This is a genomic window from Chryseobacterium mucoviscidosis (assembly GCF_002177115.1).
Taxonomy (GTDB): Bacteria; Bacteroidota; Bacteroidia; order Flavobacteriales; family Weeksellaceae; genus Chryseobacterium; species Chryseobacterium mucoviscidosis.
The window spans coordinates 192,835-208,125 of the sequence record NZ_MVAG01000057.1; the positions used below are offsets into that span (position 1 = coordinate 192,835).

Annotated in this window: 15 protein-coding genes; 7 read left to right on the forward strand and 8 right to left on the reverse strand. The window is 34.5% G+C overall.

Annotation, left to right across the window (positions count from 1 at the left end; translation table 11 throughout):
- Positions 1-301 precede the first annotated feature (301 nt).
- Together pheT and B0E34_RS01995 are read left to right on the forward strand one after the other, a co-directional pair.
- Positions 302-2,704, forward strand: a complete 2,403-nt coding sequence (gene pheT / locus B0E34_RS01990) for a phenylalanine--tRNA ligase subunit beta (protein ID WP_087706305.1) — start codon at positions 302-304, stop codon at positions 2,702-2,704.
- Positions 2,705-3,185: 481 nt separating this feature from the next.
- A complete protein-coding gene (locus B0E34_RS01995) occupies positions 3,186-3,596 on the forward strand; it encodes an META domain-containing protein (RefSeq protein WP_087706307.1) in 411 nt (136 codons plus the stop codon).
- 47 nt (positions 3,597-3,643) lie between these two features.
- Here B0E34_RS01995 and B0E34_RS02000 read toward each other — a convergent pair whose 3' ends face one another.
- The 8 genes from B0E34_RS02000 to B0E34_RS02035 all read right to left on the reverse strand — a co-directional run bounded on the left by B0E34_RS02000 (position 3,644) and on the right by B0E34_RS02035 (position 11,405).
- Positions 3,644-3,883, reverse strand: a complete 240-nt coding sequence (locus B0E34_RS02000; RefSeq protein ID WP_002977986.1) for a DUF8828 family protein — start codon at positions 3,881-3,883, stop codon at positions 3,644-3,646.
- Between the two features lie 38 nt (positions 3,884-3,921).
- Positions 3,922-5,241, reverse strand: a complete 1,320-nt coding sequence (locus B0E34_RS02005) for a hypothetical protein (protein WP_087706309.1) — start codon at positions 5,239-5,241, stop codon at positions 3,922-3,924.
- Positions 5,242-5,313: 72 nt separating this feature from the next.
- Positions 5,314-6,204: a 3-hydroxybutyryl-CoA dehydrogenase gene (locus tag B0E34_RS02010; protein WP_175608832.1), complete on the reverse strand. Its 891-nt coding sequence runs from the start codon at positions 6,202-6,204 to the stop codon at positions 5,314-5,316.
- A gap of 24 nt (positions 6,205-6,228) precedes the next feature.
- A complete protein-coding gene (locus B0E34_RS02015) occupies positions 6,229-6,642 on the reverse strand; it encodes a hypothetical protein (protein WP_087706311.1) in 414 nt (137 codons plus the stop codon).
- A gap of 31 nt (positions 6,643-6,673) precedes the next feature.
- Complete coding sequence (bla-A, locus tag B0E34_RS02020; RefSeq protein ID WP_087706313.1) at positions 6,674-7,549, reverse strand: CGA/CIA family class A beta-lactamase; 876 nt, start codon at positions 7,547-7,549, stop codon at positions 6,674-6,676.
- Between the two features lie 271 nt (positions 7,550-7,820).
- A complete protein-coding gene (locus B0E34_RS02025; protein ID WP_087706315.1) occupies positions 7,821-9,542 on the reverse strand; it encodes a cellulase family glycosylhydrolase in 1,722 nt (573 codons plus the stop codon).
- Between the two features lie 261 nt (positions 9,543-9,803).
- Positions 9,804-10,403 carry a hypothetical protein gene (locus B0E34_RS02030; protein ID WP_087706320.1) on the reverse strand — a complete coding sequence of 200 codons (600 nt, stop codon included), beginning with the start codon at positions 10,401-10,403 and terminating at the stop codon, positions 9,804-9,806.
- 39 nt (positions 10,404-10,442) lie between these two features.
- Positions 10,443-11,405, reverse strand: coding sequence for a Gfo/Idh/MocA family protein (locus B0E34_RS02035; RefSeq protein WP_087706322.1), 963 nt, complete (start codon positions 11,403-11,405; stop codon positions 10,443-10,445).
- Positions 11,406-11,562: 157 nt separating this feature from the next.
- On the opposite strand from B0E34_RS02035, the gene B0E34_RS02040 reads away from it, so the two are divergent.
- The 5 genes from B0E34_RS02040 (at position 11,563) to B0E34_RS02060 (ending at position 15,180) form a co-directional block, all read left to right on the forward strand.
- On the forward strand, positions 11,563-12,216 hold the full coding sequence (locus B0E34_RS02040) for a protein-L-isoaspartate(D-aspartate) O-methyltransferase (protein WP_087706324.1): 654 nt from the start codon (positions 11,563-11,565) through the stop codon (positions 12,214-12,216).
- A gap of 269 nt (positions 12,217-12,485) precedes the next feature.
- Positions 12,486-13,295, forward strand: a complete 810-nt coding sequence (locus B0E34_RS02045; RefSeq protein ID WP_087706326.1) for a hypothetical protein — start codon at positions 12,486-12,488, stop codon at positions 13,293-13,295.
- 231 nt (positions 13,296-13,526) lie between these two features.
- Entirely contained in the window at positions 13,527-13,754 is a 228-nt protein-coding gene (locus tag B0E34_RS02050) for a prevent-host-death protein (RefSeq protein ID WP_087706328.1), read from the forward strand.
- 105 nt (positions 13,755-13,859) lie between these two features.
- Positions 13,860-14,834, forward strand: a complete 975-nt coding sequence (locus B0E34_RS02055; RefSeq protein WP_087706330.1) for a 2-hydroxyacid dehydrogenase — start codon at positions 13,860-13,862, stop codon at positions 14,832-14,834.
- Positions 14,835-14,886: 52 nt separating this feature from the next.
- On the forward strand, positions 14,887-15,180 hold the full coding sequence (locus tag B0E34_RS02060) for a hypothetical protein (RefSeq protein WP_076394522.1): 294 nt from the start codon (positions 14,887-14,889) through the stop codon (positions 15,178-15,180).
- The last annotated feature ends 111 nt before the right edge of the window (positions 15,181-15,291 follow it).

Genomic DNA, 15,291 nt, shown 5'->3' on the forward strand with positions numbered 1-15,291 from the left:
GCTGTCACTTGCTGAGTAGAACGCCTTAGCGAACAAAAATATTCGAAATTTAACAATTCTTTTCTTAGCGATCTTTTGCGTTAAAAAGAAGGTTTTTTAGACTGCCCCGTCGCTTCGCTCTTCGTAATGACAATGCCTTGCTGCTCCGGCAGGAAAAAGAAAGCTGCTAAATAACTCTTAAAGTTTCTCTCACATTTCTCTGTTTCTTAAAAAAACACGATATTTGTAACGCGAAAAATTCAAGTAAAATTTTCAAAATAAGCAAGGTTTCTTTTAACCTTGAAAAATAATAAATTATCAGATGAAAATATCAAACAACTGGCTTAAAGATTATATCAAAACGGACCTGAAAACTGAAAGAATCGGTGAGTTCCTTACAGATATAGGACTTGAAGTTGAAGGGATAGAAAAATTTGAAAGCATAAAAGGAAGCCTGGAAGGAATAGTTGTAGGTAAAGTTTTAACCTGCGAGAAACATCCGAATGCAGACAAATTAAAAAAGACAACCGTAGAAGTAGGAAACGGAAAGATTTTAAACATCGTTTGCGGAGCTCCCAATGTGGAAGCAGGACAAACCGTTCCTGTTGCAGTTGTCGGAACAAAAATCTATGATAAAACCGGAAACTTTTTTGAGATCAAAGAAGCAAAAATCCGGGGAGAGGTTTCTCAGGGAATGATCTGTGCAGAAGACGAATTGGGTCTTAGCGACGATCACGGCGGCATTATGGTTTTGGATGAAGAAAAGTTTGAAGTCGGAAAAAATTTCGCAGATTATTTTGAAATAACAAACGATGAAGTTCTGGAAATCGGTTTAACGCCGAACAGAACCGACGCAATGTCTCATTACGGTGTTGCAAGAGATCTTCATGCTTATCTTTCCACAAACAAGCAGAAATCTGAGTTCGAAAAAGTATCTTCTGTTGCACTGAACAACGAAGGCTCTCACGATTTTACATTAGAAGTGGAAGATGCAGAACTGTGTCCGAGATACATCGGAGCGGTAATCGAAAACGTAAAAGTGGCAGATTCTCCGGCTTGGCTGAAAGAAAGACTGAAAGCCATCGGATTAAGCCCGATCAACAATGTTGTAGATATTACCAACTATATTCTTCACGGTTACGGACAGCCGCTTCATGCATTTGATGCAGATAAAATTGCAGATAAAAAAGTAAAAGTAGGGACAGTAAAAGAAGGAACAAAATTCACGACTTTAGACGGCGTTGAAAGAACTTTGAACGGTTCTGAAATCATCATCAAAGATGGAAAAGATACACCGATGTGCATTGCCGGAGTTTTCGGAGGTGCTAATTCCGGTGTTTCTGCTGAAACAACTACCATCTTTTTGGAAAGTGCTTATTTCAATCCGGTTGCGGTGAGAAAAGGAGCAAAATTCCATGGATTGAATACCGATGCTTCTTTCAGATTCGAGAGAGGAGTAGATCCTAATATTACAAGAACAGCAATTACGCACGCTATTAAATTAATTCAGGAACTTACTGAAGGAAAACTTGTGGGAGAATTGCTGGAACAGTATCCTAAGAAAATTGAAGATCAGTATGTCATCATCAGATTTTCAAAAATCGAGCAGATTTTAGGAACCAAAATTCACAGAGAAAAAGTAAAAGAAATTTTAAAAGCCCTTGAAATTCAGGTTTTAAATGAAATTCAGAACGGGTATGAAATTTCTGTACCTGCGTACAGAGCAGATGTTACCAGAGAAATTGACGTGATCGAGGAGATTTTAAGAATCTACGGATACAATAAGATCGATGCTCCTCAGAAAATTTCGTTTACGCCGGTAAAACTGGCTGCACAGGATCAGGATGAACTTGAAAATAACTGGGCAAGAACGTTACAGGGATTAGGTTTCAATGAAGTAATGAACAATTCATTGACTTCGCTGAAAGATGAAACGGATGCTGTAAAATTATTAAATCCTTTAAGCAACGATTTGGCATTTATGAGAAAGTCTTTACTGGAAGGGCTTTTGCAGAATGCAATTTACAATATCAACAGAAAAAATCAGGATATAAAATTCTTCGAATTCGGGAAAATTTATCATAAGAGAGATCAATACGAGGAGAGAAAGCAATTGGCTATCCTTGTTTCCGGAAGAGACGTTGCAGAAAACTGGCTGCAGCCGAAATCTGCGACAAGCTTCTATAATCTGAAAGCTTATGTAAAAGTTTTACTGGAAAGATTAGCAGTTGATTATAAAGAAGTGGCTTTGTCTGATGAAAGATTTTCTGATGCTTTGGCGTATGAAGCGGACGGAAAAGCTTTGGTAAGGATCGGGAAAGTAGCTCCTCAGATGCTGAAAGATTTCGATATTGAGCAGGAATGTTTCTACGCTGAAATCGAACTTGAATTTGCGCAGAAATTACGTTCTGAAAATCAATTGAAATTCAAAGATATTCCTAAATTCAATAAAATCAGAAGAGACCTTGCTTTACTGATTGATAAGAACGTGAATTACGAAGATCTTTATCAGACTGCAAAGAAAAATAAATCTCCGTACCTGAAAAATATTAATTTATTTGACGTTTACGAAGGTAAAAATCTTCCGGAAGGCAAGAAATCTTATGCAATGAGTTTCGAACTTTTAAACGAGGAGAAAACATTGGAAGAAAAAGAAATTACTGCGGTAATGGATTCATTAATCAAATCTTTTCAGAAAGAATTCAATGCAGAATTAAGAGGTTAAAAAAATTATCTTTCGAATACAATATAAACGGACATTTGTCCGTTTTTTTTATGGACAAAATTAAAATTGACAGCAATTTAAAGATTGAATGTTTTATTAAATTAACCTCAGTTCGGGATAAGAAAAGTTTTAAATAATTGATTTATAGCGTTGTATTATTTTATCGCAAAGAAAAACAAAAGATTTTTTTACTTATTGAAAGTTTGTAAGGTAAACAAAGGCACTTCGTTTATTTAAAAAAGACAAAAATGGTATTACTTTGATAAGTTTTACGCCTTTGTATATCTTAAAAGCTGAATTCCTGATAATTGAATCTCTTTGTTTAACCTTGCGTTTAATACTTATCCCGAACTCAGGTTAAATTAGGATAAATCATATTCAATTACAATTTTATCTGAAGTGTTAAAGAATAATAAAATCTTCCGAAACCCGTTTAAATAATAATAATTCCGTAAATTTGGTTTAAATCAAAAAGTAAACAATGAAGAATCTTTTTTTAAGTATATGTACTGCTGCAGTTTTGGTTTCATGTGGAACAATGTCGAGCTCTTCTGCTTCCAAAGTAGGAAAAGCGCAGCCTTCTCTTGCGGGTACAAAATGGGCTTTGGCTGATAATGTGAAAGGTAAAATTCCCACCCTGAATATTGAGGGAGAAAAAATCAGCGGTAATGCGGGATGCAACAATTACTTCGGAACGGCAAAAGTAGATCCTTCTATGGGAAATTTTTCTGCGGGAGCTTTAGGTTCTACAAGAATGGCGTGCGATAACATGAGTGTAGAAAAAAACTTTATGGATATGGTAGGAAAAGCCAATAAATATGTAGTAACCGGAAATGTTCTGGAATTGTATCAGGACAATCTTTTACTTTTAAAATTCAATAAAGCTGAATAAAATAAAAAGGAACTCAATCGAGTTCCTTTTTTATGTTTAAATTGTTATTAATCTTCCTCTTCTTCGTCGTACTTAGCCAACTCTTCATCACACCATTTAAACGCAGCTTCTACTACTTTTGTAGCCTCGTCTGCCATTGTTTCTTCGTCGTCACCTTCCAGATCATCCAGCCACTCAACTTCTTCTTCCTCAACGTTTAAGATAAATCTTGGATATTCTGTATGAACCACGAATAAATCTTCTGGAAATTCCGAATTATCTGCTAATAAAAACTTTGGTAATTTCATTTTTTTAATGTTTTAACTTTAAATCAAAGATAATAAAATTATTGGTATTTGTTCTTGTCAATCTTTATTTTTTGCAAAACTTTATACCTTGTTAACGTTGTTTTCTGAAGCGTATCTTTCGGTTTAAAAGTTAACGTAACATTCGGGTTGATGGTACTCATCAGTTCGGCAACCTGTATTTTGTCAAGATCTTCTGCTGTTTCAAGATAAAACTTCAGCGGAATCTTCTCCATTTTTTCAGATTGCAGAAACTGTCTCATTTCTTTTCTGTTTTCAAGATAATTGCCTTTGGAAAGCCATGTAAATAACATTCCGGAAAGCAGACTTAAAAAGCCTAAAGCGTATGTTTTAACTTCAAAAATCATGAATAATTTCCTGAAATAAACCAGCCAGACCGGAAGACTGAAAGGAGCCATTAATCTGTAATCGATCGCATTTACAGAATAAAAATACTGAATAAAATACGAGCAGATTATCCCGAAAACACTCACGAAAATATAAAACGCCTCGGTTTCTGAAAGTTTATATTTAATAAAAAAAAATACAATCAGAAGAATATTTAAAAAGCCGATTCCGTAGATCGCATAATTGATCATTCCGCCTCCCGGATCTGCAATGTGAATAAATGGGTTGAAAGTGGTACACAATCCCTGAAACAATTCAGCAAGAAGTTTAGAGGTAGGATGTAGACCGATTTCCAGAAACTGACTGACATAGTTTTCGTTAAAGTAATCGATAAAAAGAAATTTATACAGACCCACAAAAATTCCTCCGATGAGTCCTGAAATAATAAATATTCCCGAATATTTTCTTTTCCAGAAAATCAATCCGAAAAGTCCGGTTCCGCCCATGATGAAAAGAGCGCTGTATCTTATGTTATACAATGCAATAAGGCTTAACGAAAGATAAAAAACAGCTTTTCCTTTTTCTAGTTTTCCTTCAATAATTAATGTTGAAATATATAAAAATAAAACAACGAACGGCAAAATCAGCGGTTCGCTCATGGTGTAGGAGAAAATAGACAAAAAGCTGAATAAAGCACATAAAACAACGGATTCTCTAAAGAAAAATTTCTTTTTCCAGGTGAAAAAAAGAATGAAGAAAAATGCGGAAATTCCTACGATTTTACTTCCCCAGAATTCATCAAACCCGAAAAACGTAAAAAATTTTATTGCTAAAGGATATCCTAAAGGAGTCGTGGTATTGTCGATCGTCGGGAAAACGTGCGCAAATCTCATATAACGGATGGAATCCGGATTTACACGCCCTTTTTCATTAAGCAGAAAACGCAAAATGGTCATCACTAAAGTAATGATGACCATTGATATCTGAATATTTTTTTCTTTAAATTTTATCAAGGTTGCAGTTATTAGGTTATAGATTGCAGATTTAGAGTCTAAATTTATAACTTATAAGTCACAACTTAAAAATTATTTAGAAAACATTTTCGCTACTTTTTCCGCTTTTTTGCTTTCGGAGTAATCATAGAAACCTTCGCCTGATTTTACGCCTAATTTCCCTGCCATTACCATGTTTACCAACAATGGATTCGGAGCATATTTAGGATTTTTGAAGCCGTCGTACATTACGTTTAAGATCGCTAAACAAACATCAAGACCAATAAAATCGGCAAGCTGAAGCGGTCCCATCGGATGCGCCATTCCCAGTTTCATTACCGTATCGATTTCCTCAACACCTGCAACTCCGTTGTACAATGTCTCGATAGATTCGTTGATCATCGGCATTAAAATTCTGTTGGCAACAAATCCCGGATAATCGTTTACTTCTACAGGAACTTTTCCTAACGTTTTGCTCATTTCATAGATCGCATCGAAAGTTTCTTTGGAAGTGGAGTAGCCTTTAATGATTTCAACCAGTTTCATAATGGGAACCGGATTCATAAAGTGCATTCCGATTACCTTGTCGGCTCTTTTGGTAGCCGCAGCAATTTTAGTGATCGAAATAGACGAAGTATTGGTTGCCAAAATACAGTTTTCAGGAGCAAATTCATCCATCTGTCCGAAAATCTTCAGTTTTAATTCCTGATTTTCAGTAGCAGCTTCCACAATAAGATCGGCAGATCCAACTGCATCCTGAAGTGCTGTAAATGTGGTGATGTTCCCTAAAGTTTCTGCTTTTTGTTCTTCGGTAAGGTTTCCCTTTGCAATTATTCTGTCGAGATTGGTGGTAATGGTTTTAAGACCTCTGTCTAAAGCTTCCTGAGAAACATCTACAAGATTTACTTTAAAACCGCTTTGTGCAAATGTGTGCGCAATACCATTTCCCATGGTTCCGGCTCCGATAACTACAATGTTTTTGATCATTTTTCCTTATTTAAGTTTTAATTATTTGCTGTTGATTAAAGTTAAATTTCGTGCATTGGAAAGATCTGCTTTTTTTACCGTCATCGTTTCGTCAAAACTTACATTCCCGTCTCTGTTGGGTCTTTTCATCTGATTCTGAGTATTGATGGCAGCTTTCAGTCCTTCTACAAATTTGGTTTTCTGGGTTCTGGAGAATGTATCTGTTCCAATGTAAATGTTAAATTCACCTTCTCTTCCCAAACCGCTTTGTTTGTACACTTCGAAATTTTTTATTTTGTTTTTTTTCTGAAACTGATTAATAAAATCCATCACAGGTTTAGCCGAAGGTGTACCGCAGCAAATGCTGTGATAGCCTACCTGCAGATAATTTTCGCTTTTCTGTGCAAAAAATACTGCGGAAGTGAATAACCCGATGATTAATACTATTTTTTTCATTTTTAATGGTTTTAAAATTAAGCTTAAATTTTTACTTATTAAAATAATCCCAGACTGTTTTTGAAATGTCTGAAATCATTCTACAGTTCACTTCGGCTGTTTCCGTTGAGTTACTGACAAATACAGCTATTGCATAATGCTTGCCATTCGGTAAAGTGATGATCGCAATTTCATTTTCAGCACCCGTTAAACCTGCATTATTCTTGCCGGAAGATCCCGTTTTTCTTGCGATAGGCGTATCTTTCGGAAGCTGTTCAATTAATTTATTTGTTCCTGTGGAAGTGGAGAGCATTACTTTCATCAGATAATCGGTCGATTTTTTTGATAATAATTTTCCGTCATAAAACTTTTTCAGCACATCAACCGCGGAATTCGTTGTACTATAATTTTCATACTGTGCATTCCAGTCTTTATGCATCGCTTCTTCATTGTATTTGGTCTGAAAGTTTTTCACCCCTTTAGCATTCATAAATTTCTGAACAACCTGCGTTCCGCCTAATAATTTTAAAAGAATATCACAGCCGTTATTGTCACTTTTAGCAACGGTGTATTCAATAACTTCACTTAGAGGAACAGTACCGCCATTTGGATATTTTTCGCGAAGAGGCGACCATGTGTTTTCATGTAAATTCGATTGGTTAAGGGTAACTTTTTGATCCAAAGAAAGTTTTCCTTTATCTGCATAATCTAAAACCGCAATGGCAATGTGAAACTTGAAAACACTCTGCATCGGAAGTTTTTTGTCTGCATTTTTGTTGTAGGTAAAGCCGTTTTCGAATCCCAGAACGGAAATTCCGACCGTTGCTTTCTTATTTTTAATAATGGAGTTGATTTGCGTGTCTAAAGAAGATTTCTGGGCAAAAACAAATGCCGAAATCAAAAGAAATAATAAGGTGATTTTTTTCATAATATTTGTTTAATCATATTTTTATTAACCGCAAAAGAAGCAAAAGAAATTCTGTAATGTTTAAATACTTTTTAGTTGATCAGAAGTTTGTAAAGGATAAAAATCTTTGATTTTTAAACTTATGTGTTCTTTTTTTTATTTAAGTATTGAACTTAAAATAACTAAAGTGTTAAAAATTTCCTTCTTTTGCGGTTAAAATAAAATTTAAAATAGTTTTAAAAATAAATCCCTCTTAGAAACTAAAAGGGATTTGCAATTTATGATTTTTTCTTTATCTCACTTCAAAATAATTCAGATTGACCCCATCATTTTCGAAATAAATTCTGATTTTATTTTCTCCTTTTTTAAGATGGATTCCTTTTGCAGAAGCCGTTTTCCAAATTTCATTTCCGCCTGTTGAAGCTAATGAAACTGAAGCTAATTTTTTTCCGGAAGCATCCTCAATCCGTATTTTCACATCGTTTTCACTCGCATATTTTATGTCGAAAGTATACGTTTTATCTGCTTTTGAGTTGATGGTATACTGAAGCCATTCTCCGCTTTCCGTTTTTCCGACGTAATATTCATTGTCTTTTGTTCTGTAAATATCAACACCGTCATTTCTCAGTTGATTTCCTGAATTCCATTCCGATCTTTTTGCGGGATCACTTACCCAAAGATTAATGAAATCTTTATCCGAATAAGCAGAACCCATTCTTCCCAGATCATAATCGGTTGCAAATATTTTTCCCGGAGCCTGAAGATTCTTGAAAGGTTTTGTGGAACCGTCTTTTGTCTGCCTGAACATCGCATCAATCACATCGTTTTTAACTTCCACATTGCTGAATTTGTAGTTTTCGGCGATCTGCATCAAAGCTTTCTTGGCAAATTCTTTAGATGGTTTTTCACCTCCGTTCTTCCAGTAATCCAATAATTCCTGATATTCCGGAGTAATTTTTACGTTGGTAATTCCTGCGATATTGTCTATCTTTTTCATCGGCCAGAATGCGTAACCGATGTTGTGTTTATCCAAAAGCTGAATAAGCTCTGTAAACCATACATTCGAATTTTCGCCTGTTTCGCCCAGCCAGATCGGGATTTTGTGTTTCTCTCTTAAATCCAGCGCAAATTTCAGCGTAGCGTCATCATTATTATTCCAGTATTTATGAAAACTGAAGACCATATTATTGTCCCAAAGCGGCTTTAAACCGTTATAATTATTTCCCCAGCCGTTTCCTTCGATAATAATGATGTGTTTTTTATCAACAGTACGGATCGCTTCCGTAATTTCTTTCTGAAGTTTCCAAAGCGGAGCATTCGACATTTCATCCGTTCCGTTTATATTTTTTCCTGTAAAATTGATATTCGGTTCGTTAATCAGATCATAACCGCCAAGCCATGGAGAATCTTTGTATCTTTCAGCTAATTTCTTCCATAATGCGATGGTTTTTTTCTGATTTTCTTCACTTTCCCAAAGAGAAGGTTTCGATTTGTCGTTATCAGAAATATTCACATCATTTCCCTGTCCGCCCGGTGCTGCGTGAAGATCGAGAATCAGGTAAATTTTATTATCAGCGCACCATTTCAGAAGATCATCAGTCATTTTAAAACCTTCTTCCAGCCATGTATTTTCTCCTTTTTTAGATTCTTTTTCAATCGGTAGAGTGTAAAGATTATAATGCATTGGAAGTCTGATCGAATTAAATCCTGCTTTTTTCAGAAAATCAATGTCCTGTCTGGTAATTCCGTTTTTCAGATAAGCCTTATAAAACTCATTCATTCCGTCTTCACCAATCAGTTCAGCAATTTTCTCCTTGATTTTGTATTGCGGACCTGCAAAGTCAGCCGTTTTCAGCATATATCCTTCCTGAAGCATCCATCCTCCCAAGCCAAGACCTCGCAACTGAATATTTTCACCTTTATCATTAATAATTTTTTCACCTTGTGTTTTTAAAAGTTGTGATGTCCCAAATTGAGACAATAAAAAAGCGGATAATAGGATGGCTCTTTTCATAGTGATTTTAATTATTGAATTGTTAAGGGATTGTTATAAAGAAATTATTGTTGAATAATGGCAAATATATTTAAAATATGTTGAATAATATTAAAAACAGAAATTGAATTGAAAAAATAATCATGATTACGAATATTGTGTGGTGCAAATCGGGATCGGGATGAATGAGAAAATTAGTATTGTTTCGATGAAATGGATTAAGTTTGGTTATTGCCAATTGAAAACAAAAAAAACGGGTTTTTAGCCCGTTTTTAATAAGTTTTATTTAAAATTTTGCCATTGAAAGTCTTCATCATTATTAGATATTTTTATTCTCTCAGTTTTTTCATTCTGAATTTTCCAATGAGCGGTGTATGTTCCTGCGCCATCAGAGAAAAAGCCAAAGAGTAAATAATAATGTTTAAATTTTTTAATTTGAAATTGACTTTTATTTAATTCTCCACTAAAATTTGGATTAAACATTTGTGATACATCTAATTTAATATATTTCCCATCAATGAAAATCGCAAGAGACTTTAATTCGTTTTTTGGTAATTCTGTTTTTGTTTCTGAGCCATACCAAGCTTCGTTATTAATTTCACAGATGTATTTTACATTTTGAGATTCGTTTTCACAATATTCAATGTCATTTTCACTGGCTTTAAAATCTTTAATTCTCCAACGAAGATTTATTGTGCTTGTCAAATCAATTCTTCCAGATTTGGAATTTTTAAATTCTTTTATTGTTTTTTCAAAAATTTTTATTCGTCTTTGGTCAATGCTCTCTTGACTTTCAGGAATAAAATAATTATTTTTATAGCTGTAAAATCCAAAAAAAATTAAGATTAAAAAGCTAAAAGTTAAGATTATTCCCTTTTTCATATATGAAATAATTCTTTTATCTGTATAATACCTTGGAGATTAAGAAATCAGTTTCATAATCTCCAAAGCCACTTTCAGCGCTTCCGTTCCGTCTTCAATAGAGACTTCTACGTGTTTGTCTTCAGTAATAGAATCTGCAAAAGAATTCAGCTCATCCAGAATGGCATTATTCGGCTGAATATTCGGATATTCAAATAAAATCTGATTTTTCTCTCCCTCTGCGTTTTCAATAATCATATCGAATGGAGTAGGGTTTTCAGGAGCATCTTTCATGCGGATCACTTCCGCTTTTTTCTCAAGAAAATCAACGGAAATATAAGCATCTTTCTGGAAGAAACGGCTCTTTCGCATTGCTTTCATCGAAATTCTGGAAGTCGTTAAATTTGCAACACAGCCGTTTTCAAATTCAATTCTCGCATTCGCAATATCCGGTGTTTTGCTAACCACACAAACGCCGCTTGCGTGAATATTTTTAACCTTAGATTTAGCAATGCTTAATAAAATATCCAGATCATGAATCATCAGATCCAGAACTACAGAAACATCTGTTCCGCGCGGATTGAATTCTGCTAACCGGTGAATCTCGATAAACATTGGATTCTTAATGTACTCTTTCGTTGCAATAAACGCAGGATTGTACCTTTCAACGTGTCCTACCTGAGCTTTGATACCTTTTTCCTGACATTTTTGAAGAATTTCTTCCGCCTGTTCAAGAGTTTGGGTTACAGGTTTTTCAATGAAAAAGTGCAGACCTTTTTCAATTGCTTTTAGCGCGTAATCGTAATGATAAATAGTTGGCGTTACAATATCCAGCATATCAATCTGCTCCAGCAATTCCTCAAAATTCTCAAAATATCTATACCCGAATTCTGCTTCCAGTTTTTTTCCGTTTTCTGCGTCTCTATCGTGGAAACCGATGAATTCGTATTTATCTGACTGATTTAAAAGTCGTAAATGTATTTTTCCTAAATGTCCGGCTCCTACCAAACCTGCTTTCAACATAGCTGTATTAAATTTCTGTAAATATAACAATTTGTTGTTGGTTGTACGTAGACCCCTATCAGAAAATTAAAAACTGTATGCAACAGTTTTTAACCCCCGACAAAATTTCATATTTTTGTGCGAACTGTTACCTGCAACCTAATAACTACTATCTATAATGGCGCAAGATTCGTTTGTACATAAAGGAAAAAGAAAGATTTTAGTGGAATATCTCCGAAACAGAATCGGAATTTCGGATGAAAACGTACTTTCAGCGATGAATGAAATTCCGAGACACCTTTTTATTGAAAGTATTTTCGAAGATTTTGCCTACCAAGACCGTGCTTTTCCTATTCTTGCGCATCAGACGATTTCGCATCCTTCAACTGTTGCCGAGCAGTCTGAACTTCTGCAGGTGAAAGAAGGAGAAAAAGTGTTGGAAATAGGAACCGGTTGTGGTTATCAGACCGCCGTTTTAATGGCAATGAAAGCCCATGTTTACACGGTTGAGCGACAAAAAGATCTTTTCGATTTTTCCAAAAAGAAACTCCGTGAAATGAATTTATATCCAAAATTTCAGAGTTTTGGGGATGGCTTTGCCGGACTTCCTACTTTTGCTCCGTTTGATAAAATTATCGTGACCTGCGGCGCTTCCGTTTTGCCAACCGAACTTCTGAAACAGCTTAAAGTCGGAGGAAAAATGGTCATTCCTCTCGGGCCAACCGATGAGCAGGTTTTATACAGATTTACAAAAATCTCGCAGACTGAATTTGAAAAAGAGGAATTCGGGGCTTATAAATTTGTTCCGATGTTGGGGAAAACTAATCAATAAATTTCCAGACTAATTTCAGACGCCCTGAAACTTTTTAAATGTTAGAAATTTCAAAAAAAATGAATTTTGATTAAAAGCTTTATTTTAGGATAAAAAATGGTATAAGTCAACGTTCAGAAAATAAAATTTTATAATTATCACATAAGGAAGATTTTTATTACAGTGTGTGTTTCGTAATCAGCTACAGCTTCTTAGAAATCTTTCAAAAAAAATATCAAAAAGACAATTAAAAAAAACTATTTTAGCCGAAATTTTTAAAAAAAAACTCCATGAGAACAAAAATTATGCTTCTGTCTGTTGCATTGCTTGCAATATCATGCTCTAATGATTCAAATACTGTAGATCCTGTAGATTCAACCCCGATTCTTCTTACCAAAATGATGGATAATGGTGAAACCTATGTTTATACATACAATGGTTCAAAAATGATACAGGAAAAAGGTTTAGTTGACGGAGATATAAGTAACTTTACTTATACAGGTGATTTGATTACAAAAATCGCTACCATCTCATCCGGCGGATTACCTTCTACAGAGACCTTCACTTACGACAGTTCTAATCGTTTAATAAAAGCGGAGGATACTTCGGGTTCGAACAGTACAGTTACAACGTTTAATTATTTATCGGCCGATCATGTTACCATAATAGAAAAACACACAAGTGGAAATTATGTAAAAACATATACCAGAGACGCCTATTTAAATACTGACGGATCTGTAAAAAGCTATACCCAAACGATACAAGCAACACAAAACGGAACTGTGGTTGAAAGTGGAACAGGTAATCTGCAACCTATTGTTTATGATAATAAAAACAATCCTTTCAAAAATGTTACAGGTTTAAGGAATATTCAGATTTATTATCAGGTAGATCAATCATCTGAACATAATGTACTGTCTTACAAATTAGTCAATACTACTACAGGAAGTGGGTCAAGTGGTGTAAGTTCTGATATATTCACGCAAACTTATCAGTATAACTCTAATAATTTTCCTACACAGAGTGTCCTAAAAAGCTATGACAATAATAATACATTAACGGGGACTTATACGACTAATTACGAGTATAATCACAATTAATTAACCGGACAATGAGAATAAGAAAAGATACTGTCTTAAAAGGTAGTATCTTTTTTTGTAAGCAAACTTTATTACTGACTTATATATTATAATTTTAAGTCTTATTATTAAACTTTAAATCTTCGATTTATAATCATCTGTTATTAAAATCAACTAAAAAAACAAATATTACATAACGTTTCGGAACGAAAATTGAATATACATAATTGTCTAATTAACTAAAATCTTAATATGATGAATACCAAAAGATTTAAAATATTACAAGATTTCAGTAATATTCAGAACAGTTTTAAAATGAATTTCCGAAACAGAGCAGAAGATAATCCGGATAAAAAAGAATCCGAAAATAATCTTCAGATAAAGGATTTCAAAGCTAAAAAGTCGGAACCGAAAAGAAAAGTAAGAAGATCTGCACTGGAAATCTGGGAAGAAATAGAAGAACTGGCATCCGAATCTTAGAAAAAATAAATTTAAAGTATATTTTTAATATTAAAGTTGAAAAACCTTGCTTGCGAAAAGTGAGGTTTTTTACTTGAAGAAATCATTTAACCATCACAAAAAAATATGAAAATATTCATCAACAAAAGAATTCCTGAAGCAGGAATGAGACTTCTTAAAAACGCAGGTCTTGAAATATTCATTCCTGAACATGAAAATCTCTCACATGAAGAATGGCTGAGTTACTGCAAAAGCAATGATGCCATTTTAAGCGTGGGAGGAGAGTTTAAATTCGATAAAGACTTTTTCAACGAATGCCCGAATATTAAGGCGATCGCTTTGTATTCCGTAGGTTTTGATCATGTTGATATTAAGGAGGCAAGTGCAAGAAAAATTCCGGTCGGAAATACGCCCGATGTGTTAAGCAAAGCCACTTCAGATGTTGCCTTTTTACTGATGCAGTCGGTTGCAAGAAGAGCAAGTTATAATTTTGAAAAAGTAAAATCCGGAAACTGGGGAGATTTTGATCCTCTCCACGCTTTAGGTCAGGAACTATACGGAAAAACGCTCGGTATTTTTGGTCTCGGAAGAATTGGGTACGAAATGGCAAAAAAATCCAAAGCTGCTTTTGAGATGGATATTATTTATCATAATCGTCACCGCAATGAAGAGGCGGAAAAGAATTTGGGAGCCCAATATGTTTCTTTTGATGAGCTTATTGAACGAGCCGATGTTCTGAGCATTCATGCCAATTTCAAAACAGAGCAGAAAGAGCTTTTTAATGCTTCTGTTTTCGATAAAATGAAGAAGAATTCAATCTTCATCAATACCGCAAGAGGAGGCTTTCATCATCAGAAAGATCTTTACGATGCGCTTTCAGGGCACAAAATCTGGGGAGCGGGACTGGATGTTACTAATCCTGAACCTATTTTTAAAGACGATCCTATTTTAGAACTTTCTAACGTTTGTGTGCTTCCTCACATTGGCTCTGCAACGGAAGAAGCAAGAAACGGTATGTCAAAACTGGCGGCTGAAAATCTTATCGCATTTTCGAAAGGAGAAAAAATGCCTGCCTGTGTAAATCCGGAAATTTACGGTTAATATCTTGGAACTATTTTTGTTTAATAATAAGTAACACCAAAAAAATAGCATTATGATACCCGAAAACAGCGAACAGGAACAGGAAAGAAGACTGGAACAGCGAGAGTATAAATCCAGTGAAGATATTTTTAATCAGGAAGAGCATATTTCCTTAGACGGAAACGGAAAACCAATTTTTAATGAAAAAAATGATGATGACAAACTGGATAAAGGATTGGATATTCCCGGAGTGGAAGATGATGATGAAATGGAAGAAATCGGGAGTGAAGATGAAGAAAATAACTACTGGAGTCTAAGCGATAATGACGACGATCATGAAGAGGAAAATGACGATGTTTTAACGTAATATCAACTCAGTATCAAATAATTGTAAACCTTGCTGTTCAGGCAAGGTTTTTTTTGTCTATATTTATATTGTAAATTATTATATTCTGAACTTATTTAAAAATTTGTTATG

Coding starts and splice junctions, on each gene's coding strand:
- B0E34_RS02045 (WP_087706326.1), top strand. CDS start 12,486: ATGAGAACAAAAATTATGCTTCTGTCTGTTGCATTGCTTGCAATATCA.
- B0E34_RS02025 (WP_087706315.1), bottom strand. CDS start 9,542: ATGAAAAGAGCCATCCTATTATCCGCTTTTTTATTGTCTCAATTTGGG.
- B0E34_RS02015 (WP_087706311.1), bottom strand. CDS start 6,642: ATGAAAAAAATAGTATTAATCATCGGGTTATTCACTTCCGCAGTATTT.
- B0E34_RS02000 (WP_002977986.1), bottom strand. CDS start 3,883: ATGAAATTACCAAAGTTTTTATTAGCAGATAATTCGGAATTTCCAGAA.
- B0E34_RS02030 (WP_087706320.1), bottom strand. CDS start 10,403: ATGAAAAAGGGAATAATCTTAACTTTTAGCTTTTTAATCTTAATTTTT.
- B0E34_RS02060 (WP_076394522.1), top strand. CDS start 14,887: ATGATACCCGAAAACAGCGAACAGGAACAGGAAAGAAGACTGGAACAG.
- bla-A (WP_087706313.1), bottom strand. CDS start 7,549: ATGAAAAAAATCACCTTATTATTTCTTTTGATTTCGGCATTTGTTTTT.
- B0E34_RS02055 (WP_087706330.1), top strand. CDS start 13,860: ATGAAAATATTCATCAACAAAAGAATTCCTGAAGCAGGAATGAGACTT.
- pheT (WP_087706305.1), top strand. CDS start 302: ATGAAAATATCAAACAACTGGCTTAAAGATTATATCAAAACGGACCTG.
- B0E34_RS02040 (WP_087706324.1), top strand. CDS start 11,563: ATGGCGCAAGATTCGTTTGTACATAAAGGAAAAAGAAAGATTTTAGTG.
- B0E34_RS02035 (WP_087706322.1), bottom strand. CDS start 11,405: ATGTTGAAAGCAGGTTTGGTAGGAGCCGGACATTTAGGAAAAATACAT.
- B0E34_RS01995 (WP_087706307.1), top strand. CDS start 3,186: ATGAAGAATCTTTTTTTAAGTATATGTACTGCTGCAGTTTTGGTTTCA.
- B0E34_RS02050 (WP_087706328.1), top strand. CDS start 13,527: ATGATGAATACCAAAAGATTTAAAATATTACAAGATTTCAGTAATATT.